Consider the following 22,892-nt stretch of genomic DNA (forward strand, 5'->3'; position numbering starts at 1 on the left):
ACCGCTGACAACCTCCGTCACCGCAGGTCAGGCCTGTACGGTCACCAAGCGGCTGAACTCGGTCAGCAGATCGTAGCCGTCCCAAATCGCGGAGAACGTCAGGGCCGATCCGAACGGAACGACACGGTCGACTCCGCGCCCCGCCAATTCCGTCACGAATTGCGTCAATTCTTCTTTGCTGAAGCCGAATTGACCGACGGTTTGATCTTTGCGGAGCACGATCGGGACGAGGTCGGAAAGCGTGTCGACCCGCGCGTTGGCGAAAGTGCCGGCGCCAAGCCATTCACGCGGCAGGATCGCGGGGTCGGCCAGCTCCAGGGTCGCGATGCCGTTGCCCTGGAACTCGATGCCGCTGACGAGCCCGTCGACGGCCGCGCCATACGCCGAAACCCGCTTCTGGACGGCCATCGCGGGCTCGGTGACGTGCTGTTTCGTCGCCAGCACCTCGGCCAGCAGCTTCCGGAACTCCTGCCCGGCCTCGCGAGCGCCGTCCTCGTCGCCGACCCAGAACACCGCTCGCGGCGACGAGCAGGCGGCCTGGTCGAACCAGTACGAGTCGTTGTAGAAGCCCTCGGCGGCACCGCGGCGCTCGGCCTCGGAGGCGTTCTGCCAGCCGCGCACCGACGCGACCGCGAACGACGACCGGTCCGGGAAGGTCAGGTCGCGCGCGTGCGGCGCCAGCGGGTACTTGCGCAGCGCCGCGACCGACGCGTCCCCGCCCCAGATGACCCGCAGGTCCGCGGCGACCGACAGCGCGCCGCTGATCGCGTCGCTGCGGTCGTAGGTGACCATGCGCTGCGTCGCGGTGATCGCGGCGGCGGTTTCGGCGTCCACTTCGGACAGTGCGGCGTTCAGCGCTTCCAGCACCGTTTCGGCTGCACCGGCGGAACGGGAGGACACACGGACGACGTTGTGGTTGCCCGCCAGCGCCGAAAGCGCCCACGAGTACACGAAAATCGTGTCGACGTTGGCGGGCGGCACGTGGAAGACGAGACCGCGCGGGAAGCGCAGCGCGTCGCCGGAAGTCTCCAAAGTCGACAGCGCTTTGGCGATCTCTCCCTTGCGCAGGAAGAAACCGAGCGACGCCAGCTCCGGGAAGCGGCGAGCCGTCGCGGGGGCGAGCAGCTTGCGCGCGAACTTCGTCAGGAACTCGACGACACGCGGGTCACCGACGCGCAGCCGTCCGCCGACGGGCTCGGCCCGCAGCTCTTCGACCAACGAGGAGACCTCGATCGCGTCGCCGAGCGGAAAACGCTGGTTGAGAGTCATGCCGCAGCCCCCTGGAAGGTGTCCGAGCAACCGCGAGCCTCGGCCTTGGGCAGCCTGCCCATGACGGAGAAGTGCTTGCCCGGCCAGTCGCCGTCGTCGATCCCGTTGTAGACGCCGAGGTCCTCGGTGAGCAGGACGTGGCCGGGGTACGAGTGCGGCAGCGTGCTGACGACCTCGATCACCCCCGGCTCACCGACCGGCTGCTCTTCCCAGGTCTCCGGGTTCCGGATCACCACGTCGGCGAAATCGGGGCAGTACAACGAGTTCCCGGACGGTCCTTCGAGGAACACGGTGCCGATCTGCTCGATCATCCCGTAGTAGTTGTGGATCCGGGTGAGGCCGGTGTCCTCCTTGAAGCGACGGCGGAACTCGGTGTTGTCCACCGCGCGGTCGATCAGCTTCTTCCAGCCGCCGGAGTGGATCAGGATCCCGTTCGACAGGTCCAGCTTGTGATCGCGCGCGACCTCGTAGAGGTACTGCCACACCATGAAGGTGAAGCCGAAGATCAGGAACGGCTTGTCGCCGTAGGTCGCCAGGAACGTCTTGACCGCCTCGACGTCCGGCTGGTCGTTCTCGTCGAGCACGTAGGTGTGCTTGCGGCCGAAGTTCGCCATGCCCAGCACTCCCGCACCGCGCGCGGAGAACGAGCGGCGGTTCTTGATGATGCCGATCGTGTCGACCATCAGCATCGGCAGCCGCTCGCCGCCGAGGACCTCCTGCAGCGTGGCGCCGAGCTGTTTGGTCTGCGCGCCGGCGGCGGCCTTGTCCAGGTAGATCCGCGACGCGCCCGCGCCGGTGGTGCCCGACGAGGTCAGCGTCTTGAAGATCTCGGACTCGGGGATGCTGCGCAGGTCGTGCGTCTTGAACATCCGCACCGGCAGCCACGGCAGGTCCGCGATGGAAGCGAACGACGCGTCCCGCGCGATGCCGAGCGACGAGAGGATGCGCTCGTAGCCTTCGGAGTTCTCGCGGTGGTGCGCGGTGAGCTCGGCGAGCTGCGGAAGCAACTGCTTCTCGCGCTCCGCCTGAGACAACGTAAAGACGCTCATACCTGGGCCTCCAGCGACCGGTAGTCGATCTTGCCGCTGGCGAGCAACGGCACGGTGTCGATGGGACGGACGTCGAACCCGCTCGTGTGCAGGTGCAGCCGCTCGGACAGCGCCTTCGCGGCGTCCTTGCAGATCGCCTTGGCTCCGTCGCCCTCGGGCAACTCGGCGAACAGGACGACCTTGTCCCCGGCCGGGACGGCGGCCACGACGTCGATCCCCACCGAGGCTGAACGCACGGCGTGCTCGAGATCATCCAGGCTGACGCGGTTGCCGAAGACCTTGCCGATCCGCTTGAGACGGCCGGTGATGTAGAGGAAGCCGTCTTCGTCGAGGTAGCCGAGGTCGCCGGTGGCCAGCACGCCGCCGTATTCGTCGCCCGCGGCCAGCCCGGCCTCGTCCTCGGCGTAGCCCATCATCACGTTGGGCCCGCGATAGACGACCTCGCCGACGATCTTCGGGTGCTTGGTCTCGGAACCGTCCTCGCGCCGGACGGCGAACGAGCCGCCGGGCAACGCGGGCCCGGCCGAACCGAGTTTCTCCGCGAGCCGGTCCGCCGGGACGGTGGTCATCCGCGGGGCGGCCTCGGTCTGCCCGTACATGACGAACATCCGGCCGCCGACCTCGCGGATCTTGTCGTTGAACTGGGCGACGAGGTCGTCACGCAGCTTGCCGCCCGCCTGGGTCAGCGTGCGCAGCGTCGGGTACTTCGCCGGGTCGAACTTCAGGCGCCGCAGCATCTCGTAGTGGTACGGCACGCCCGCGAGCGAAGTGACCTTGTGCTCGTTGACCGCGTCCCAGAACCCGCGCCCGAGCACGCCGGACGGCTCGATGACGACGGTCGCGCCGCGGACGAGGTGCGAGTTCAGCACGGACAGGCCGTAGCTGTAGTGCAGCGGGAGACTGGTCGGCGCGACCTCGTCGCGGTCGATGCCGAGCACCTGCGCGATCGCGTCGGCGTTGGCGAACACCGCACCACGTGAAAGCCGGACCAGCTTCGGGTTTCCGGTGGAACCACTGGTCGGCAGCAGGATCGCGAGATGCGGATGCGGCTCCACCCCGTCGGCGGACTCCCGGACCCAGTGTCCGTCGGAGACGCCGTAACCCTCGGGTGCGGGCGCGTCCGGCGCGGACAGCACGGCGGCCGGGCGGAAACGCTCGATGAGCCCCGCCAGGACGTCGGCGTCCAGCGCCGGGTCGATCAGCGCGATCGCGCGCCCGGCCTCGAACGCGCCGAGGTAGTTCAGCACGCTTTCGAGGTCCACCGACATCCGCGCGAACAACGCGCCCGGCGGCAGCAGCCCCAGCGCGGCCCCCACGCGGGTGACCTCGGCGTCGAGTTCCTCGCCCGCGAGCGTCTTGCCGCTCGTGACCTCTACCAGTCGTGCACCCACACCCAAAAGGGTCATCAGAGAACAAGTCCTCCATCGATGCCCAGCACCTGGCCGGTGATGAACGAAGCGTCATCACTGACGAGGAACCGGATCGCGTTCGCCACGTCCTCGGGCGTCCCGAGCCGTCCGAGAGGCGTCTTGCCGATGTTCTCGGCCTTCGCGTCCTCCGTCAGACCCGAGGTCAGGTCGGTGTCGATGACGCCGGGCGCCACCGCGTTGACCCGGATCCCGGAGCGGCCGAGTTCCTTCGCGGCCGAACGCGCGATGTTCGCAACCGCCGCCTTCGAGGCCGCGTACACCGTCTGACCGGCGCTTCCGTGCTCGCCGACGATCGAGGCAAGCACGACGATGGCGCCGGTTTTCTTCCGCATCATCGCCCGGGCCGCGGCCTGGACGGTGTGCAGCGTGCCGGCGACGTTCGTGCTCAGCGTGGTGTCGACGAGCTCCTCGCGGATCATGCCGAGGAGCGCGTCCTCCATGATCCCGGCGTTGGCGACCACGATGTCGAGCTTGCCGTGCTCCTTGGCCACGCCGCGGACCAGCGTCGACACGGCCTTGGCGTCGGTGACGTCCAGGGCGAGCCCGCTCGCGGCACCCGCCGCGGCCGCCGCTTCCTTGGCCTTGGTCTCGTCACGGCCGGTCAGCACCACGGTGGCGCCCGCCTCGGCGAGCGCCCGCGCGGTGGCCAGCCCGATGCCCCGGGTACCCCCGGTGACCAGGGCGACCTTGCCTGCCAGCATCACTTGGACTGGAGGTCGGTCACCATGTCGACGGCGACCTTGAAGCTGGACATGTCGATCACCTGGTCGGTGTCGAATTCCACATCGAACTCGTCCTCGATGGCCGCGACCAGCGCCATGTGACCGACCGAGTCCCAGGCCTCGATGTCGCGGTACTTCAGGTTTTCGACGTCGACCTCGCCATCGAGGTCCAGCGCCTCGACGAAGACCTCACGCAGCTTGCCGGCGACTTCCGCCATGTCCGTACTCCTAATGATCGTCGCGCGGACGGGCGTCCCACGCCTTCACCAAGGTAGAGAGGTCGCCGGGCAGCCGGTCGGCCAGCCCGTCCTCAGGGAGACCGGCCTTACCCTTCAGCCACGGTCCCAGTGCCTCGATGGTGGCCTCGTCCAGCCCGCGGCGGGACAGCCCGACGGTATTGACGCCTGTCACCCGGGCGGGGTTGCCGACGGCGATGGTGAACGCGCCCACTTCCTTCCGGACCGCGGAGCTCATCCCGACCATCGCACCGGGGCCGATGACGACCCGCTGGTGCAGGATCGCGCCCATGCCCAGGTTCGCCCCGGACCAGACGTGGCAGTGGCCGCCGGTGATGACGTTCGAAGCGACCGTGACGGCGTCCTCGACCAGGCAGTCGTGGGCGATGTGGGAGCCGCGGAGGAAGTAGCCGCCGTCGCCGATGGTGGTCGTGCGCCAGGTGCCCTGGTGGACGCTGACGTATTCGCGGATCCGGTTGCGGCTGCCGATGACGACGCCGTGGCCGTCGTGATCGGGATCACCGTTCGGCGCGGTTTCCCAAGCGGCGGGGTGCTCACGGCCGCGATCCTCGCCGGGGGTCCCGATGGTCACGTGCGGGCCGATCCAGTTGCCGTCGCCGATGCGCGCCGGGCCCACGATGACCGTGAACGGCCCGATCACGTTGTCATCGCCGAGCTCGACACCCTCGCCGATGATCGCTGTCGGGTGGATGCGGTTCACCACGTGAGATCCGTTCGTTGTGGCTGGGAGGCAGCCTGGGGTAATGGGCGCTTCGGCGGTCCCGGTAACGTGTGGCCCGCGCCAGAGAGGGCGGCCGGGCGCAGAACCGGCGGCTCACTGTACCGGACGCACCAGAACGCCCAGTCGAGAGAGACTTGCAGATGATCCCCATTACCGTGGTCGACGTCCGTGACGCGGAGGACCTCGTCGTCGAGGTGCTGCGATCCGGCGCCATCGCACAGGGACCGATGGTCAAGCGCTTCGAGGACGCGTTCGCGAGCGTTTCCGGCACGAAGCACGCGATCGCCGTCAACAACGGCACCACCGCGCTGGTCGCCGCCATCCAGGCGCTCGACCTTCAGCCGGGCGACGAGGTCGTCACCTCGCCGTTCACCTTCGTGGCCACGCTGAACGCGATCCTGGAAGCCGGCGCGACCGTCCGCTTCGCCGACATCCGGCGCGACGACTTCGCGATCGACCCGGACGCCGTCGCCGCCGCGATCACCGACCGCACCAAGGTCCTCATGCCGGTCCACCTCTACGGGCAGACCGCGGACATGGGCAAGCTCGCGCCGCTGGCCGCCGAGCACGGTCTCAAGGTCATCGAGGACTCCGCGCAGGCCGTCGGCGCCTCGTTCGAGGGCAAGCAGGCCGGGTCCTTCGGGATCGGCTGCTTCTCCTTGTACGCCACCAAGAACATCACCACCGCCGAGGGCGGCGTCATCACCACGGATGACGACAAGCTGGCCGACGCCCTGCGTGTCCTGCGCAACCAGGGCATGCGCGCCCGCTACCAGTACGAGGTCGCCGGGCACAACTACCGGATGACCGATCTGCACGCCGCCGTCGGCATCCCGCAGCTGGAGAAGCTGGACCAGCTCACCGCCGCCCGGCAGGCCAACGCGAAGCGCCTTTCCGAGGGCCTCGCCGGCACCCCGGGTCTCGACATCCCGCAGGTGCTGCCGGGCCGTGAGCACGTGTGGCACCAGTACACCGTGCTGGTCGGCCCGCACGCCTTCCTCTCGCGCGACGAACTCGCCGCCGCGCTGACGGAAAAGGGCATCGGCAACGGGATCTACTACCCGAAGATCGTCTTCGACTACGACTGCTACCGGAACAACCCGCTGATCCCCGACGCGAAGGTCGAGGATTTCCCGGTGGCGGGCGCCGTCGCCGCGCAGGCGCTTTCGCTGCCGGTGCACCCGCACCTTTCCGAGTCCGACCTGGACACCATCATCGAGACGGTTCGCGAGGTACTCGGCGCATGACGACGCACAAGATCGCCCTCATCGGCACGGGCAACATGGGTTCCCTGCACGCCCGCGTGCTCGCGGCGAACGAGAACGTGGACCTCGTCCGCGTCATCGACCCGCGCGAAGAGGCGGGCCGCAAGGTCGCCGAACGCTACGAAACCCAGTGGACGCCCGAAATCGGCTCTCTGTCCGATGTGGACGCCGTCGTGCTCGCTTCGGCCACCGAGGCGCATTATGAGCTGGCGCAGGAGGTTCTGGGCCAGGGCAAGCCGATGCTGGTCGAGAAGCCGGTCTGCAACAGCCTGGAATTCTCCAAGGAGATCGTCGGGCTGTCGGCGAAGCAGGACGTCCCGCTGATGTGCGGGCTCCTGGAGCGCTACAACCCTGCCGTGATGACCGCGCGGGCGCTGGTCAACGAGCCGATCCACCTGATGGCCCGCCGCCACGGCCCGTACGCGCCGCGTATCAAGACCGGTGTCGCGTGGGACCTGCTGGTGCACGACGTCGACCTGGCGATCCAGTTCTTCGGTGGCGCGACCCCGCAGCGGGTCGCCTCCGGCGCCGGCTACTTCCACCCGAATTCGGTCGAAGGCGCCGAGGACACCATCGAGACGGTGCTGTCGTTCGAGTCCGGCCTCGCCACGGTTTCCGCGTCCCGCCTCGGGCAGCGCAAGGTCCGTTCGCTCTGGGTGTCCGAACTGGACCGCATGATCGAGATCGACCTGCTGCGCCGCGACGTCACCATCTACCGGCACGTCTCGCACGACTCGGTCACCGAGGACGGCCTCGGCTACCGCCAGCAGACCGTCATCGAGATCCCGGAACTGGTCACCGCGCGCGAGCCTCTCGCGACCCAGCTGGACCGGTTCCTGGAGCTGCTCGAAGGCAAGATCGACGCCGACACCGAGCGCGACCTGATCCTGCCTTCGCACGCCGTCGTCGACCAGGTTCTGACGCAGGCCGCGGCCTGATCTTCCCTCGCATTTAGTCCTCTGGATGCGGTAGTTGCCCAGGGCAAGTACCGCATCCAGAGGACTAATTGCGTCGGGACCTGTCCCGGGTGGGCGCGGCTACCGTCCGCGGGTGCCCAAGACCCTCAAACGCGCGACGACCGTTCTGGCCCTGGCGGCGTTGACGTGGATGATCACCTCGGGACTGCTCTCGTTCCTCGCGTTCATGCAAGGCGTGGACGGGTCTCGCGTCCGTCAGGAGGATCCGGGTTCGCCGGTCATCATCTGGTTCCTCGTGCTCGGCGTCGTCCAGATGGCACTGTGCGTGGTGACCAGGGCGGGCCGGAACTGGGCACGGGTGGCCCTCACCGTTTCGGCGATCCTCGTGAGTCTCGTTCTGCTGAGCACCGTGATCGCCGCGGTGGTCACCTACCTGGACGCGGCCGAGCGTGCCACCGTTTTGGGCCGTGAAGTCGAGGTGTCGGGCCTGGGGATCGTCCTCGTCGTGATCGACGTGCTCGTCCTCGCGGGGATCGTGCTCGGCATCGTCGGGTTGTACCGGTCCTCGGTCAACGCTTACTTCGTGAGGCGCTGGCCCCGCACGTCGTAAGCGATGAGGGGGGTCAGCACTCCCGCCGACTCCACCTGGGAACCGTCGAACCAGAAGATGGAGACCGACGGGTCTTCGCTCCAGGGGACCACGTTCGCCTCGACCGGCTTCCCCCGGACCGTGCTGGTGATCCGCGCCGCGCCGCCGGCGAAGTAGCCGAACACGGGGACGAACGCGCCCCGGACCACGTCCCCGCCGTCCACCGCGTGGAAGCCGAACGACCGGTCGGACTTCTTGTACTCGTTGCTCATCATCAGGTCTTCGTACGAACCGTCACCGTTCCGGTAGGCGATCCGCAGGCCGAACTCGATGTTGGGCATGTCGGGTTCGTCGAGCGCGGAAGCGTAGAGCACTATCTCCCGGCCGTCGTCGCTCTTGGTGCCGAGGGAGATGATGTTGCCGAGCGGTACCGAGGTCGACGGAGCCTGGGTGCTCGTCGCCTGCGGTGAGGGTGGCGTCGACGCGGGCTGCGGCAGCGACGAAGACGGCGCGCTCGCGGCGGGCGGGAGCGGCTGCCGGCCGGGCGGTGGTTTCTTCAGCGCGACCGCGCCGACGATGACCAGCACCGTCACCACGGTGGCGGCGACCCCGCCCGCGCCGGTCGCGAGCCTGCGACGGCGGCGGATGCGCCTGCCCTTGGTCATGATCGCGCCGAGGTCGGGCTCGGTGAACTCCTCGGCAGGCGGTTCCCGCAAAGCCGAGCGCAGCGTCTCGAGGTCGGTCATCGTCCCAGCCCGCCGATCAGTTCCGTTCCGTCCTCCGCGGTGATCCGCAGCTTGGTCAGGGCGCGGGAGTTGGTGCTCTTCACGGTGCCCACCGAGACACCCAGCTCACCGGCCACATCGGATTCCTTCAAGTCGAAGAAGTGCCGGAGCACCACTACGGCTCTCTCCCGGTCTGTGAGCGTACGCAACGCGTCAAGGAGCCATTTCCGCTGGACAACGGCCCCGGCGACGTCCATCCCGCTCGGCTGCTCGGGGATCTCCTCGGTGGCGTTCTCGCGGATCGGGCGCCGCCAGCCGTCGATCACATGGTTGACGAGGACCTGCCGCGCGTACGCGTAGGCGTCCTTGCGGCGTACCCGCGACCAGGCCGCGTACGTCTTGGCGAGCGCCGTCTGGGCGGCGTCCTCGGCCTGATGGCGGTCGCTGGTCAGCAGGTAGGCCGCATGCTGAAGACGGGTCGACGAGTTCCGCACGAACTCGACGAACTCGTCATCGCCGCGAGCCACCCTGGTCCTCATCTCCGTTCGACGGTTGACCACCCGAAAGGTTGCCTCGACCGCTGTCGTTGCGTGAAGGGTCAGTCCTTCCGACGAGTGAACCGGAGCGCTACGACGATACCGGCGGCGACCACGGCGACCGCGAGGACGATCCAGACCCAGGTCGGCAGCAACCCCTCGGGCGTGGTCTCGTCGGCCTGCGGTGCCGGGGTGGCGGTGGGTTGGGCCTGGCTGCTCGCGGGAGGCGGGCTGCTCTGGGCCTGGCTACTCGGGGCCTGGCTGGACGGCGGCGCGGCCGGGTTGCTGAGGCTGAACTTCACCGAGCCGCTCGCGACGTCCGAGTCCTCGAAGGTCACCTTGTAGCGGAGGGTGTACTCGCCCGCGGGCCCGACGGCCTGGACGGGCGCCGTGACGACGGTGCCGGCGACCTCCGCGCGGCCGACCGTCCACGACGCGTTCCCGGGTCCGGTGATCTGGATCGGGTTCTCGGCGAGGGTGACCGGGCCGGAGAAGGTGAGCTTGATCTGTGTCGGCGGCGTCGCCAGCGACGCTCCCCGCGCCGGGTCGCTGCTCTTCAGCTCCGCATGGGCCAGCGCCGGGGTCGCGGCGCCCAGCAGGATCGACCCGGTGACCAGCAACGACGCGCCGAACCGCTTGAACCTCATCGGACCACCCTCCCGCGGGGAACTCGCACGCTGAGCCTAGTAGTCGGTCCGGGTGGGGTGATGGTTCCCGTCGGCGTCGGGTCTCGTGCTTGGCCGGCCGAGCGTGGTGTTGCGAAAGCCACTTTCGCAACGTTGGAGGTTGCGAAAGTGGCTTTCACAACGCGCTACCGCGGCGCCGCTTGCCGGTGAGTGTCATGAAAGACCCTTTCCTGACGTTTTTCGTCAGGAAAGGGTCTTTCATGACATCTACGGACGCTGAGCGTGGCGGGTGGTCAGCGCGTCGAGGTCCAGGGTGAGCGGGGTGCCCTCGAAATCGAGGCTCACCTTTCCGGTGTGCTCGCCGAAGTTCTCGTACTCGCCGTCGACCAGACGGTAGGTGACCATGCTGGCCGGGTCTTCGAGGTCGACGATCCAGTAGTGCTCGATGCCGACTTCGGCGTACTCGGAGAACTTGGTGACCCGGTCGGTGCGGACGGTGCCCTCGGACAGGACTTCGATCACCAGCCGTGCGTCCGCGACGGCCACTCGGGCAACATCCAGAGTGGGCGGGTTCGCGACCAGGATGTCCGGCACCCGAATGGTCAACGGGTGCCCGGTGAGCAACAGTTCGACTCCGGCGATGGCGGCCAGATCCGTGAGCCTCTCATCCAGCCAGTACGCGAGCCGGGTCACCGCCAGTTGGTGCCGGGTGTCCAGGGACGGTGCCTCGACCAGGACGCCGCCGGACACTTCGGCCCGGTTCTGGGGCATCGCCTCCCAGTCGTCGGGGGTCACCTCTCGTGAGTGATCCGTGTCGTCAGAACGACCCAAAACACTCACGACTCCGTGAAATCGCCTGCCGGAGCGCCCCAGGACGAAGAAGCGTCCCCGCGCTCCTCCGCCAGCGCGCGCCGCCGAGCGTTCTCGCCGCGCACACGCTCCACTTCGGACTGGATGTACTCGTCGTCGTAGCGCTGGAACACCCGGGCCGGGTTGCCCGCCACGAGAGTGCGCGGCGGGACGTCCTTGGCGACCACGGAATTCGGCTGCACGGTGGCGAAATCGCCGATCGTCACGCCCGCCATGATCACCACGAGGCCGCCGATGAAGCAGCCCTTCCCGATCTTCACCGGCTTGCGTTCGATCAGGTCGCTGCCGGAGTGGTTCTGCAGCGTCATGTTCGCGAGCCAGCTGGAATGGGTGAAGATCAGCGTGTTCAGGCCGATGCTGGTGTGCTCGCCGATCTCCAGCCCGCCGCTCGCGTCGAGCGCGGCGCCCTCGCCGATCCAGCAGTGTTCGCCGATCGTCAGGTTCTCCGGGCTGATGATCTTGACCCGTTCGCGGACCCGCGTCGACTCCGGCAGCCCGTAGAACTTGGCGCGCTCGGCGTCGTTCATGTACTGCGAGACGAGCTCGGTCAGGATCTGCGGGCGCAGCCGGTTGCTGCGCTCGTCATCGAAGAACATCGGCCTCGGTCACCAGTTTCTCGAAGGTGCGCAGGTGTTCCTCCGCGACGACGTCGAGGCCGAAGTTGGCCCGCACCATCGCGCTTTCGCGCTGTGCCACCAAAGCCCGCTTCTCGGGATCGTCGAGCAGTTCGATGACGGTGTCCGCCACCGCCTCGCTGTCGTCCGGGCGCACCAGCAGGATGTTCTCGCCGTTGCGGAGTTCGATGCCCGGATAGTTGTCCTCGGTCACCGAAGCGATGGTCGCGGTGCCCGAGAGCATCGCCTCCAGCGACGCGGTGCCGCAGCCGCCGTTGAGGTCGTGCGTGACGATGTCGGCGGCGGCGAAGTACGCGGGCACGTCGGCCTTCGGCACGGCGCCGGTGACGATGATGGCGTCCGCGACACCGAGTTCTTCGGCCCGCTTCAGGAAGACGTCGTGATACACGCGGCCGACGACGACCACCTTCACGCCCGGGTGCTTGTCCAAAATGGACGGCAGCGCCTCGACCAGCGGGAGCCGGTTGCGCAGCGGGATCACGTGCCCGAGCGAGACGATCACCGGACCGTCGCCCAGGTTGTGCTCCTCCCGCACATCCTTCGTGAGCGGCTTCTCGAAGTTCCCGGTGTCGACGGCGATCGGGAAGTAGTCCGAGTTCGCGTCGCTGGTGCCGTAGCGCTCGACGCAGTAGTCGACCCCGAGCTTGTCGAGGATGACGTACCGCGGCTTGAGATAGCGCAGGATCGGGTTCACCAGCACGGTGTCCAGGAACCGGAAGACGCCGCCGTACAGCTTGTTGTCGCTGATCAGCAGCGTGTGGATGGTCAGCAGCATCGGCAGCTTGTGCCGCCGCGCGTACCGCCCGGCCAGCCACGACAGGTCGAAGAACTGCCCGTGCAGGTGGATGGCGTCCGGTTTGAACTCGTCCAGCAGCTTCCGCAGCCGCCGCCAGTTCCCCGGCCGCAACGAGGCGAAGCTCATGTCGAAGTCGATCGACAGGCCCAGCTGCGGCATCTTCACCGCGGGCAGGCGGACGACGCGGTAGCCGTCCTTCGTCTCGTCGGCCGGGGCGTCGGCGTAGGCCGCGGTGATCGCGAGCACCTCGTGCCCGCGCGCCGCGTACTGCTCGGCCAGGGACGCCGCCATGTGCGCGCTTCCGCCCACCCTCGGCGGGAAGAAGTTGTTGACGACAGCGATGCGCATGGGGCGGCTCTCCCCCGGCCCGGCGGTCATCCCTCCGAAGCCTTCACCAGTTCGTACATGCCCTCTTCGACGGAGATCTTCGGCTCCCAGCCGAGCATCTCGCGGGCACGGGTGATGTCGGCGGCACGACGCGAGACCAGCACGTCGCGCTCGTTGAACAGCGGCTCGACGTTCACGCCGACGGCGTCGATGAGGATCTTCGCCAGCGTCGCGATGGAGGTGTCGATCCCGGTGCCGATGTTGATCGGCAGGTTCGCCTGCTCCGATTCGAGCGCGGCGACGACGGCGCGGGCCAGGTCCGTGACGTGCACGAAGTCCATCGACTGGTCGCCGCGGCCGTCGATGATCGGCGGCTGGCCGGCGCGCAGGCGCTGAATGAAGTGGTTGATCACCGACGTGTAGTAGGCCTCGATCTTCTGGCCGGGGCCGTACACGTTGAAGAACCGCAGCGCGTTCCAGGACAGCCCCTTGGTGCGCTCGTAGAAGCCGAGCATGTCCTCGCCCGCGCGCTTCGAGATGCAGTACGGCGTGAGCGGCTTGAGCTCGTCGTCCTCGTGCATCGGCAGCCGCTTCGGGTCGCCGTAGACGGACGCGGTCGAGGCGAACACGACCCGCTCGACACCCTCGTCCGCCGCGGCGGCGAAGACGTTGTGGTTGCCGACCATGTTGATGTCGATCGACTCGTGCGGGTCCGCGACCGACTTGTTGATCGACACGGTCGCGAAGTGGATGACGTGCGTGCAGCCGCGCATGGCCTCGCGCACGGCGCCGCCGTAGCGGACGTCCTTCTCGACCAGTTCGACCTTGCCGGTGGCGACGAACTCGTTGATCCGGGCGCGGTCGCCGCGGGTCATGTTGTCGAAGACGCGGACGGTGTAGCCGCCTTCGATCAGCATCGGGATCACGTGCGCGGCGATGAAGCCACCGCCCCCGGTGAAGAAGACCTTCTTGTCGGGCATTTCTCTCCTAGCTCGGCAGTGCGGCGCTGACGGTCCCGATGACCCGGTCGACCTGGTCATCGGTGAGGTTGGCGTGCATCGGGATGGCGAGATGACGGGCGAAGAGGTCCGCCGAAACCGGCAAGGTCTGCTTCTTGCCGTAGATGGGCTGGAGGTGCGAGGCGTAGGTGCCGAAGTTGCACTGCACGCCCTGCTCGCGGATCCGCAGCGCGAGCGCGTCGCGGTCGATCTCCGGGGCCACGGTGAGGATGTAGGCCTGCCACGGGTGTTCGCGGTCCGGCAGTTCGACCGGGACGTCGAGACCGGGCAGGTTCTCGAACGCCTCGTGGTAGCGCTTGGCCACCGAACGGCGGGCCGAGAGCAGGTCCGGGAGGCGGTCGAGCTGGACGTTCATGATCGCGGCCTGCACGTCCGAGAGCCGGAAGTTGTAGCCGAGCTCGTGGAACTCCGGGATCGGCAGCGCGCCGGAACCCTCGCGGGTGATGGCGGGCTCGATGCCGTAGGTGTGCAGCTTGCGCGCGTGCGCGATGAGGTCTTCGCGGTCCGAGACGAGCGCGCCGCCTTCGCCCGCGGTGATGCCCTTGCGGCCGTGGAAGGAGAACGCGGCCAGGTCGGCGAGGCTGCCGGCGGGACGGGTCTTGTAGGTCGCGCCCGCGGCGCAGGCGGCGTCCTCGAAGAGCCATAGGCCGTGCTTGTCGGCGATCGCGCGGTACTCGTCGAAGTCACCCGGCTGACCGGCGACGTCGACGGCGAGGATGCCGACCGTACGAGGCTTGATCAGGGCTTCGATCGACGCCGGGTCGGCGCTCCAGACGTCCGGGCGGATGTCCGCGAACACCGGCGTCGCGCCCGCCTGGAGCACGGCGTGGCCGGTGGCGGGGAAGGTGTAGTCGCCGACGATGACCTCGTCACCCGGCTTCACGCCGAGCACACGCAGCCCGAGGAAGAGTGCCGACCCACAGTTGCTGGTGGTCAGGGCGTGCGCGGTGCCGACGGTCTTCGCGAAGCGTTCCTCGAAACGGCGGCACGCGGGGCCGGCACCGGCCAGCCAGCCGGACCGGAACACCTCCGCCACCGCGGCGAGTTCTTCGTCGCCGACGGTCGGCTGACCGAGGACCACGGGTTCCTGCTCAGACATACCTCTCCCATTGCGTGGGGACCCGGCGAAGTGTATAGACGCCATTCGGCCGATCTCGGGCGGGCTGGATCCACCCAGGTCAAACCACGGACACCACCGGACGCCCTAATCTGGCGGCATGCGATTCGGCGTCTTGGGGGCGACGGAGGTGCGCCGCGAGGACGGCACCGCCGTCGGAGTCGGCGGCCCCAGGGTCCGGACGCTGTTCGCGTTGCTCGCGCTGGAGGCGGGCCGGGTCGTCCCGGCGGAGCGGCTCATCGACGGCCTCTACGGCGAACAGCCGCCCGAAGGCGTGGCGAACGCGCTGCAATCGCAGGTCTCGCGGCTGCGCGGCGCGCTGAAAGACCTCGCGCCCGTCGAGTTCAGCCCGGCGGGTTACCGGCTGGCCGTGGACCCTGGCGACGTCGACGTGCACCGCTTCGAACGGCTCGCCGCCGAAGGCCGACGCGCTCTCGCGGCGGGAGACGCCGCGAAGGCGTCGGAACTGCTTCGCGACGCTCTCGGTCTCTGGCGGGGACCCGCTTTCGCGGACATCACCGACGCGCCGTTCCGCGATCCGCAGGTCACCAGGCTGAACGAGCTGAAGACGTCGGCGATCGAAGACCGTGCCGAAGCCGAACTCAAGCTCGGAAGACACGAAGACGTCCTCGCCGGGCTTCGCGAGGTCATCGACGACCAGCCGCTGCGGGAGCGGCCCCGCGCGCTGCTGATCCGCGCGCTGCACGCCGCCGGACGTCAGGCCGACGCGCTCACCGCGTTCGAGGACGCCCGCCGCGTCCTGGCGGACGAGCTCGGCGCGGACCCCGGGCCGGAACTCGCCGCCGCGCATCTCGCCGTGCTCCGCGGTGAGGCGCCGACCGTCAAGGCCACGACGGCGCCGCTCCCCGCGCAGCTCACCAGCTTCATCGGCCGCGAAGGCGACCTCCGGCACGTGCTCGGCCAGCTGGATCGCTCGCGGCTGGTGACGCTCACCGGGCCCGGAGGCGCGGGCAAGACCCGGCTGGCCGTCGAGACCGCGGCGGCGGCGGACCTCCCGGCGGTCTTCGTCGAGCTCGCGCCCTACAGCGAGGACGCCGACGTCGCCCACGCCGTGCTGACCGCGCTCGGCCTGCGGACGGTCCCGCTCGGGACGGTCACCGTGGAGAACGCGCCGGTGGAGCGCCTGATCGACGCGCTCGCCGACCGGGCGGTGCTGCTGGTGCTCGACAACTGCGAGCATCTGGTCGAGGCCGCCGCGAAGCTGGTCGCCCGGCTGCTCGGCGCGGCCGCGGCGCTGCGTGTGCTGGCCACCAGCCGGGAGCCGCTGGGCATCACCGGCGAGGTCGTCTCTCCCGTGCCGAGGCTCGCCGTGCCGCCGCCGGGCACTCCGCCCGACCGGTCGCTGGAGTTCGCCGCCGTCCGGCTGTTCGCCGACCGCGCGCAGGCCAACGATCCGGGGTTCGCCGTGGACGACACGACGGCGGGCGACGTCCAGCGGGTGTGCGCCGCGCTCGACGGGCTCCCGCTGGCCATCGAGCTCGCCGCCGCGCGCGTGCGGACGCTGCCGGTCGGCGAGATCGCCACGCGGCTGGACGACCGCTTCAAGCTGCTTTCGCGGGGCAGCCGGGGCGCCGAGAGCAGGCATCGCACACTGCGCGGCGTCGTCGAATGGAGCTGGGATCTCCTGGAGGACGACGAACGCCTGCTCGGCAGACGGTTGACCGTCTTCGCGGGCGGCACGACCCTCGCCGACGCCGAAACGGTCTGTGCCGTCCCGGACATCGAGGACCTGCTTCCGTCCCTTGTGGACAGATCGCTGGTCGAACGCACCGGGGATCGGTACCGGATGCTCGAAACCATCCGGGCGTTCTTCGCCGAGAAGCTCGCCGAAGCCGGTGAAACGGAACGGCTTCGGCGCGCGCACGCCGAGCATTTCCTCGCCCTCGCCGAGGAAGCGGACCCGCTCCTGCGCACCGGCGACCAGCTCGCCTGGCTCGACCGGCTCGACGCGGCCTACGACGACCTCCTGGCCGCGTTGCGCTGGGCCACCGAAACCGACACGCGGATCGCGCTCCGGCTTTCGGCCTCGCTGGTGACGTACTGGTGGATGCGCGGTCGCCGGTTCGAAGGTTCGACGCTGTGCCTGGAAGTGATCAAGAACCTCGGCCCGAAGCCGCCGGACGGCCTCGAAGAGGAGTACCAGCTCTGCGTGCTCAGCGCCGCCGCGGGACTCCGCGAGCACGAAGCCCTCGGCCGTCACTTTCCCGAGGTGGACAGCCTCGTGCGGAACATGGTCAGTGCGCCGAGGAACCCGGCGCTCCTGATGCTGATGGGGGTGGTGACCGGGCCGCCCGGTGACGACGACGAACTGCTCAAACGCGGTCAGGCACTCTTGGCGCACAGTGACGCCTGGAGCCTCGCGCTGGTGCCGACCGGCTACGGGCTGCGCATGCTGATGCAAGGCGAACTCGAAACGGCGGAAGGACTTCTGCGGGAAGGGGAGGCCGCGTTCCGCGCGATCGGGGAACGCTGGGGCCTTTCGATGACGCTCGACCACCTGTCGCAGATCCTGATCTGGACGAACCGCCAGGCCGAAGCCCTGGAATTGATGGACGAGGCGCTCCGGCTGATGCGGGAACTCGGCGCGTCCGACGACAACGCGGACCTTCTGTGCCGCCGGGGCACCAGCAAGCTGCTCCACGGCGACGCGGCGGGAGCGCGGGCGGACTTCGAACTCGCCGTCGAGATAGCGCGCCGCGCCGGGATGCCGGAAAGCCGGGCGTTCGGGTACGTCGGCCTCGCCACCCTCGCCCGGCACGGAGGGGATCTGGCCACGGCTCGCGCGCTGAGCGAACTCGCGCTTTCGGAGTGCTCAGGTGGCTCTTTCACCTCCGAGGGGGGCCGCTCCGGGGCGCGGATCTCACTCGGCTGGGTCGCGGCCGCCGAGGGCGACGCCGACCAGGCCGAAGAACTGCACCGGCAGGCGCTCCTTTCGGCGGAACAGTGGCACGACAGCACCACCTTGGCCTGCGCCGTCGAAGGCCTCGCCGGGGTCGCGCTGCTCCGGGGCGACCCCGAGCGGGCGGCGGTCCTGATCGGCGCCGCGGTGACCGTCCGGGGCACCCCGTTCGCCGTCGATCTGGACGCCGCCCTGCTCCGGACGACCGCGCGCGAGCGGCTCGGCGAGGACTTCGACCGGGCCTATCGCCGGGGACTCGCCACGCGCGGCGCCGCTCAACTGGCCGGGTTGCCCAGGAAGTCCTGAGCGCGGGTCAGCCGGATCCCCTGCGGCGCGAAGCGGCCGATGGCCTCGGTGAGCAGACGCGGGTCGAGTTCGCTGTCCTGGACAGCGACGTACAACGGTTCCGCGTTGACTCCGATCGCGCCGAGCCTGGTCATCCCGGGACCGACCGGGTCGGTGGTGAGCCGGGTGACCTCACGCCAGGGCACGACCGTCCGCTCGACCCGCACGCCCACCGCGTCCAGTTCGAAGAGCACCCACTGCTGATCGTGCAACGACCGCACGTAGGCGATGGTGCCGACGCCGCCCGCGATCAGGACGATCCGCAGCGGACCGGGCGCCCCGATCGACCCGAGCAGGGCTGCGAGCCCGAAGAAGGCCACCAGGAGCCCGGTCAGCTTCGCGGCGCCGACGAGGCCCGCGTTCGGCTTGTACACCCGGAACCGGACGTTGCGCATCAGATGTTTGGTGAGCACGCCGCCGCCGACCGCGACGGGCAGCGCGATCAGCGTCACCGCCAGCGAGCCCGGGGTGAAGTCGACGAGGACGTTGTAACCGGCGATCAGTGCGACGAATCCGCCCACGACGGTCAGCGCCAGCGCGAGCTTGCCCTTCCGCACGTCCTGTTCGCGGCGGTCGAGCGCGGCCTGGTCTCCGGTGGCGGGGAAACCTCCGTCGATGTTCCTCATCGGGCGTCACGCCGTTCGGCCGCGCGGCGCTCGCGCTGACGGCGGTCGAGGACGTAGAGCACGCCGCCGGCGATGGCGCTCAGCGCGGCGTAGAGCAGGTCCTGGGCCCCGTCCTCGGGGTAGCCGGTGGAGAACTCGACCATCGCGAGCGCGATGAAGAGGACGCACAACACTCCTCCGCCGATGATGTACACCTTGTTGCTCAGCATGGCTTCCCTCGCTTGTCGTTTGCCGTGGTGAGAGCACTTTCGCGCGGGGCACATGACATTCGGATGACAAGCCGTCAGCGCGTGGTGCGCGGACGGTCAGCGGCGGCGGACACGCTCCCGGACATGACCTACCTCGCGGGATCACCCGAAGACTTCCTGGCCGTGCGGCACCTGACGCTGCGCGGCACCCAGGCCGAGATCGGCCACGCCCTCGGCGTCGAAACGAAGGAGCGTTCGGACTGGACTCCGCCACCCGCGGATCCGATCGTGGCCAAGGCCCGGCGTGTCTGGTTCGAGCGGAACTGGCCGCAGTACGCCGAACGCGTGGCCGGGTTCGCCGAGGCCTACGGACTCCCTGCCGACGCGGCGGTCTCCTTCGACAACGCCTCCGCCCTGCCCGCCGGATCGGGCTGTTCGGCGCTGTGGACGGGGAGCACGCTCGGCCGGAACTACGACTTCTTCACCTTGAGCTGGAGCCAGCTCGGCGCGGTGATGGCGGGGGCGGAGCCCGTCGACGACGGGACCGTGCCGATGGCGTCGCGGCCGTACGTCCTGACCACGATCCCCGACGACGGCATCGCCTCGACGTCACTTTCGATGTCCACAGTGGACGGTGCGATGGAGGGCGTCAACGAGGCCGGGCTCGTCGTCGCGCTGCTGATGGCCGACCTCGAAGCGGCCACACCGCTGGAGCACGACCCCGGTCCGCAGGCGGGTCTGTCGGTGCCCCAGGTCTGCCGGTACCTGCTCGACACGTGCGAAACCGTCGACGAGGCCAAGGAAGCGCTGATGCTCGCCAAGCAGTACGCGCACGGCGCGCCCTGCCACTACATCGTCGCCGACGCCTCCGGGCGCGGCTTCGTCTACGAGCGCGGCGCGCACGACATCGAGTACTTCGTCGAGGTCGCCGACGGGCCGCTGTGCGTCACGAATCATCCGCTGCACCGCCACCCGGACCTCGACGCGCTGCCGGAGGACACGCCGGAGACGATGCTCACCTACCAGCGGCTGCGCACCCTCACCAAGGAGGCGGAAGTGGCCGAGCCGCGCGACGCGCTCGACGCGGTGTCCGTCGCGATCGAGCCCGGCGCGCCGTGGCGGACCTTGTGGCGCAGCGTCCTCGATCCGGCGGCCCGCACGATGAGCACCCGGTTCTACCTGGGCGACGGTGAGAACGGCACCGCGCGGCACTCACCGGAACTCACCTTCGGCGTTTCGAGGTGACCGCCATCGGCAAAGGCCGCAAGATCGGCACCGTCGCGGTCTGCGTCCTGGCGCAACTGCTGATCGCGATCGACCTGACCGTGCTGCACCTGGTGCTGCCGTCGCTTTCGGAGCAGTTGCACCCGTCGACGACGGAACTGCTGTGGATCGCCGACGCGTACGGCTTCGCGCTCGCCGGGCTGCTGATCACGATGGGGAACGTCGGCGACCGGATCGGCCGGAAGAAACTGCTGCTGATCGGGGCGTCGCTGTTCGGGGTCGCTTCGGTGATCACGGCGTACGCGCCGACGTCGGAACTCCTGATCGCCGCCCGCGCGCTGCTCGGGATCGCCGCCGCGACGGTGATGCCGTCGACGCTGTCGATCGTGCGGAACGTGTTCACCGGCAAGGAACGCGCGGCGGTGATCGGGGTTTCGAGCGGGCTGACGATCCTCGGTTTCGGAATGGGCCCGCTCGTCGGCGGTTTCCTGCTCGACCACTTCTGGTGGGGTTCGGTGTTCCTGGTCAACGTGCCGGTGGTGCTGGTCTTGGTGATCGCCGGCGCGCTGATCCTGCCCGAATCGAAGAACCCGGCGCCGGGCCGGATCGACGTGCCCAGCGTGTTGCTGTCCCTCGTCGGCATGGTCGGGATCGTCTACACGATCAAGGAAATCGCGTACAAGGGCTGGGCGCATTGGGACATCGCGCTCGCCGCCGTGCTCGGGCTCGGCTGCCTGGTGGCGTTCGTCTTGCGGCAGCCGAGGCTGGCCGAGCCGCTGATGGACTTGAAGCTGTTCGCGCGGCGCGCGTTCTCGGCGACCGTCGGCACCACGATCCTGGCGATGTTCGCGCAGCTCGCGGTGTCGCTGATGTTCGCGCAATACCTGCAGCTGGTGGCCGGCTGGTCTCCGCTGAAGTCCGGGCTCGCCGGACTGCCCGGGATGGGCGGCGCGATCCTCGGCGGTGTGCTCGCGCCGCTGGCGATCAAGGCCTTCGGACGGGCGGTCACGATCGCGCTGGGCTGCGCGGCGTCGGCGGCCGGGTTCGCGCTGTACTCGGGTATCGGCGTGACGATCGACTACCCGGACCTGCTGTTCGCGATGATCGTCTTCGGGATCGGGCTTTCGCTGATCCTCGCCGTCGCGACGGACACGGTGCTCGGCGTCGTGCCGAAGACCAGGGCGGGCGCGGCGTCGGCGATCTCCGAAACGGCGACCGAACTCGGCGGGGCGCTGGGGATCGCGATCCTCGGCAGTGCGCTCGGCGCGCTGTATCGCCGCGAACTCGTCATCCCGGCGGGGGTGCCACCGGAGGCCGCCGGGGCGATCTCGGACACGCTCGGCGGCGCCGTCCAGGTCGCGGCGCAGCTACCGCCCGATCAAGGAGCTTCGGTGCTCGCCAGTGCGAAACTGGCGTTCGTCGACGGGTTGCAGGTGACGATGCTGTGCTCGGCCGGGTTGATGGCGCTGCTGGCGGTGAGCGCGCTGTTCACGCTGCGCGGGGTGCCGAAGGAGCTCGAAGACCCTGAAGAGGAGCTCGCGCCGGTTCCGGTCCCGGCGGGCTGAAGGGGCCCTTCACCGCATGGGACGCGGTGAAGGGCGCTTTCCCCGCATGAGATGCGGGGAAAGCGTCCTTCAGCCCCTCGGTCCGGCCAGCGGGACCGCGCGACGGTCGCCCATCCGCACCATGGCCAGCAACGGTTTCGCGGCCAGGCTCAGCAGCCTGGCCGCGAACTCGCGCCCGTTGCGGCGCGCGATGTCCGGGCCGAAGGCGTCCATCAGCGCGACGAGGCCGGGCAGCGGCCGCACGAACAAGGTCACCTCGGTGATGAGCCCGTCCTCGCCGATTTTCAGCACCGCCGCCTCTTCGATCTCCTCCGCGCCGATCCGCGCGGTGTAGACGACCACCCGCGTCGTCGCGTCGCCGGTGTCGGTGTGGAACCGCACGTCGCGCAGATGCGTGTAGGCGACTTCCAGCAGCGGCTTGAGTTCCGCGTGCCCGGTGAACCGGACCCGGCTCGTCAGCGGCGAATGCACGATCACGTCCGGCGCGAAACCGCTCAGCGCGAGTTCGACGTCCCGGGTCTCGAGGGCCCGGCGGTACCGCTCGGTGGTCTCGGTGCTCATACGTCCTCCTGGATCAGATTCCCCAGACCGCGCCACAACAGATCCGTCGTGAGCGCGACGACTTGCTCCCGCGGGATGTCGCGGTTGCTCCACCACCAGGTGGCGATGGCGTTCAGTGCGCTCTTCGCCGCTTCGGCGAGAGCCTCGTTCGCGCGGTCGCGCGGCAGGTCCGCGGTCAGCGCCAGGCCGGGGACCCGGGCGAACACCTCGGTCAGCCGCCCGGTCGCCCTGGCCTGCCCGCGCCGGTGCACCTCGGCGACACCCTCGTCGGACGGCGTCTCGGCGAAGATCATCCGCCAGCCGCGTTCATTCGTCTCCATCCAGGCGAAGATCGCCGCCACCCGGCCGCGCAGCAGTTCTTCGGCGGTCTCGGACGGCGGCAGGCCGGCCCAGCCGGCCAGCAGACTGTCCACTTCGGACTCCAGCAGGCCCGCGTACAGCGCCGCCTTGGACGGGAAATGGTCGTAGAGCACGGGCGTGCTGATCCCGGCCGCCGTCGCGACCTCGCGCATTCCCGCCGCGTCGTACCCGGACGCGGCGAACACCCGCGCCGCCGCGGCCAGGATCCGCTCCCGGCGTTCGTCCTTGCTCAA

General features: G+C 69.2%; 24 protein-coding genes. 6 read left to right on the plus strand and 18 right to left on the minus strand.

The annotated features are described in order from the left end of the window. Positions 1-27 precede the first annotated feature (27 nt). The 6 genes from CFP71_RS24925 to CFP71_RS24950 are packed head-to-tail and all read right to left on the minus strand — an operon-like array spanning position 28 to position 5,430. Complete coding sequence (locus CFP71_RS24925) at positions 28-1,269, minus strand: acyl-CoA reductase (RefSeq protein WP_093936361.1); 1,242 nt, start codon at positions 1,267-1,269, stop codon at positions 28-30. Next, positions 1,266-2,318 carry a LuxE/PaaK family acyltransferase gene (locus CFP71_RS24930; protein WP_093936362.1) on the minus strand — a complete coding sequence of 351 codons (1,053 nt, stop codon included), beginning with the start codon at positions 2,316-2,318 and terminating at the stop codon, positions 1,266-1,268. Before CFP71_RS24930 ends, CFP71_RS24925 begins: the two co-directional genes overlap by 4 nt. Then, positions 2,315-3,724: an AMP-binding protein gene (locus CFP71_RS24935; protein ID WP_093936363.1), complete on the minus strand. Its 1,410-nt coding sequence runs from the start codon at positions 3,722-3,724 to the stop codon at positions 2,315-2,317. The genes CFP71_RS24930 and CFP71_RS24935 overlap by 4 nt, the downstream gene beginning before the upstream one ends. Next, positions 3,724-4,449, minus strand: coding sequence for an SDR family NAD(P)-dependent oxidoreductase (locus tag CFP71_RS24940; RefSeq protein WP_208636031.1), 726 nt, complete (start codon positions 4,447-4,449; stop codon positions 3,724-3,726). The genes CFP71_RS24935 and CFP71_RS24940 overlap by 1 nt, the downstream gene beginning before the upstream one ends. Beyond that, positions 4,449-4,688: an acyl carrier protein gene (locus tag CFP71_RS24945; protein ID WP_005149592.1), complete on the minus strand. Its 240-nt coding sequence runs from the start codon at positions 4,686-4,688 to the stop codon at positions 4,449-4,451. Before CFP71_RS24945 ends, CFP71_RS24940 begins: the two co-directional genes overlap by 1 nt. 10 nt (positions 4,689-4,698) lie before the next feature. Next, positions 4,699-5,430 carry an acyl-ACP--UDP-N-acetylglucosamine O-acyltransferase family protein gene (locus CFP71_RS24950; RefSeq protein WP_093936365.1) on the minus strand — a complete coding sequence of 244 codons (732 nt, stop codon included), beginning with the start codon at positions 5,428-5,430 and terminating at the stop codon, positions 4,699-4,701. 158 nt (positions 5,431-5,588) lie between these two features. Here CFP71_RS24950 and CFP71_RS24955 point away from each other — a divergent pair, with 158 nt between their 5' ends. The 3 genes from CFP71_RS24955 (at position 5,589) to CFP71_RS24965 (ending at position 8,240) form a co-directional block, all read left to right on the plus strand. Then, a complete protein-coding gene (locus CFP71_RS24955) occupies positions 5,589-6,695 on the plus strand; it encodes a DegT/DnrJ/EryC1/StrS family aminotransferase (RefSeq protein ID WP_093936366.1) in 1,107 nt (368 codons plus the stop codon). Next, entirely contained in the window at positions 6,692-7,651 is a 960-nt protein-coding gene (locus CFP71_RS24960; protein ID WP_093936367.1) for a Gfo/Idh/MocA family protein, read from the plus strand. Before CFP71_RS24955 ends, CFP71_RS24960 begins: the two co-directional genes overlap by 4 nt. A gap of 112 nt (positions 7,652-7,763) precedes the next feature. Then, entirely contained in the window at positions 7,764-8,240 is a 477-nt protein-coding gene (locus CFP71_RS24965; RefSeq protein WP_093936368.1) for a hypothetical protein, read from the plus strand. Here CFP71_RS24965 and CFP71_RS24970 read toward each other — a convergent pair. From CFP71_RS24970 to CFP71_RS25005, 8 genes are all read right to left on the minus strand, one after another. Continuing rightward, a complete protein-coding gene (locus CFP71_RS24970) occupies positions 8,207-8,965 on the minus strand; it encodes a hypothetical protein (RefSeq protein ID WP_093936369.1) in 759 nt (252 codons plus the stop codon). The genes CFP71_RS24965 and CFP71_RS24970 overlap by 34 nt on opposite strands. Beyond that, positions 8,962-9,471: a SigE family RNA polymerase sigma factor gene (locus tag CFP71_RS24975; RefSeq protein ID WP_093936370.1), complete on the minus strand. Its 510-nt coding sequence runs from the start codon at positions 9,469-9,471 to the stop codon at positions 8,962-8,964. Before CFP71_RS24975 ends, CFP71_RS24970 begins: the two co-directional genes overlap by 4 nt. 71 nt (positions 9,472-9,542) lie before the next feature. Then, the gene (locus CFP71_RS24980; RefSeq protein ID WP_093936371.1) at positions 9,543-10,127 is read right to left on the minus strand and encodes a copper resistance CopC family protein; all 585 of its coding nucleotides are present in this window, start codon (positions 10,125-10,127) and stop codon (positions 9,543-9,545) included. 246 nt (positions 10,128-10,373) lie between these two features. After that, the gene (locus CFP71_RS24985) at positions 10,374-10,901 is read right to left on the minus strand and encodes a Uma2 family endonuclease (RefSeq protein ID WP_244199820.1); all 528 of its coding nucleotides are present in this window, start codon (positions 10,899-10,901) and stop codon (positions 10,374-10,376) included. A gap of 41 nt (positions 10,902-10,942) precedes the next feature. Continuing rightward, complete coding sequence (locus CFP71_RS24990) at positions 10,943-11,572, minus strand: acyltransferase (RefSeq protein WP_093936372.1); 630 nt, start codon at positions 11,570-11,572, stop codon at positions 10,943-10,945. Beyond that, positions 11,559-12,755 (minus strand): glycosyltransferase family 4 protein, encoded by a 1,197-nt coding sequence (locus CFP71_RS24995; protein ID WP_093936373.1) that lies wholly within the window; start codon positions 12,753-12,755, stop codon positions 11,559-11,561. The genes CFP71_RS24990 and CFP71_RS24995 overlap by 14 nt, the downstream gene beginning before the upstream one ends. A 26-nt stretch (positions 12,756-12,781) precedes the next feature. Next, positions 12,782-13,714: an NAD-dependent epimerase/dehydratase family protein gene (locus tag CFP71_RS25000; RefSeq protein ID WP_093936374.1), complete on the minus strand. Its 933-nt coding sequence runs from the start codon at positions 13,712-13,714 to the stop codon at positions 12,782-12,784. Between the two features lie 7 nt (positions 13,715-13,721). Next, on the minus strand, positions 13,722-14,852 hold the full coding sequence (locus CFP71_RS25005; protein WP_093936375.1) for a DegT/DnrJ/EryC1/StrS family aminotransferase: 1,131 nt from the start codon (positions 14,850-14,852) through the stop codon (positions 13,722-13,724). A gap of 118 nt (positions 14,853-14,970) precedes the next feature. On the opposite strand from CFP71_RS25005, the gene CFP71_RS25010 reads away from it, so the two are divergent. Then, positions 14,971-18,096 carry an AfsR/SARP family transcriptional regulator gene (locus CFP71_RS25010; RefSeq protein ID WP_093936376.1) on the plus strand — a complete coding sequence of 1,042 codons (3,126 nt, stop codon included), beginning with the start codon at positions 14,971-14,973 and terminating at the stop codon, positions 18,094-18,096. Here CFP71_RS25010 and CFP71_RS25015 read toward each other — a convergent pair. Further along, a complete protein-coding gene (locus tag CFP71_RS25015; RefSeq protein ID WP_093936377.1) occupies positions 18,066-18,761 on the minus strand; it encodes a hypothetical protein in 696 nt (231 codons plus the stop codon). The genes CFP71_RS25010 and CFP71_RS25015 overlap by 31 nt on opposite strands. Then, positions 18,758-18,970 carry a hypothetical protein gene (locus CFP71_RS25020; protein ID WP_093936378.1) on the minus strand — a complete coding sequence of 71 codons (213 nt, stop codon included), beginning with the start codon at positions 18,968-18,970 and terminating at the stop codon, positions 18,758-18,760. Before CFP71_RS25020 ends, CFP71_RS25015 begins: the two co-directional genes overlap by 4 nt. Positions 18,971-19,093: 123 nt before the next feature. Between CFP71_RS25020 and CFP71_RS25025 the strand changes: the two genes are divergently transcribed. Then, positions 19,094-20,194 carry a C45 family autoproteolytic acyltransferase/hydrolase gene (locus CFP71_RS25025; protein WP_093936417.1) on the plus strand — a complete coding sequence of 367 codons (1,101 nt, stop codon included), beginning with the start codon at positions 19,094-19,096 and terminating at the stop codon, positions 20,192-20,194. Then, the gene (locus CFP71_RS25030; protein WP_093936379.1) at positions 20,191-21,738 is read left to right on the plus strand and encodes an MFS transporter; all 1,548 of its coding nucleotides are present in this window, start codon (positions 20,191-20,193) and stop codon (positions 21,736-21,738) included. The genes CFP71_RS25025 and CFP71_RS25030 overlap by 4 nt, the downstream gene beginning before the upstream one ends. A gap of 69 nt (positions 21,739-21,807) precedes the next feature. Here CFP71_RS25030 and CFP71_RS25035 read toward each other — a convergent pair whose 3' ends face one another. Next, complete coding sequence (locus CFP71_RS25035; RefSeq protein ID WP_093936380.1) at positions 21,808-22,299, minus strand: nuclear transport factor 2 family protein; 492 nt, start codon at positions 22,297-22,299, stop codon at positions 21,808-21,810. Further along, on the minus strand, positions 22,296-22,892 hold the full coding sequence (locus tag CFP71_RS25040; RefSeq protein ID WP_093936381.1) for a TetR/AcrR family transcriptional regulator: 597 nt from the start codon (positions 22,890-22,892) through the stop codon (positions 22,296-22,298). Before CFP71_RS25040 ends, CFP71_RS25035 begins: the two co-directional genes overlap by 4 nt.

Source organism: Amycolatopsis thailandensis (assembly GCF_002234405.1).
In the GTDB taxonomy this organism is placed as follows: domain Bacteria; phylum Actinomycetota; class Actinomycetes; order Mycobacteriales; family Pseudonocardiaceae; genus Amycolatopsis; species Amycolatopsis thailandensis.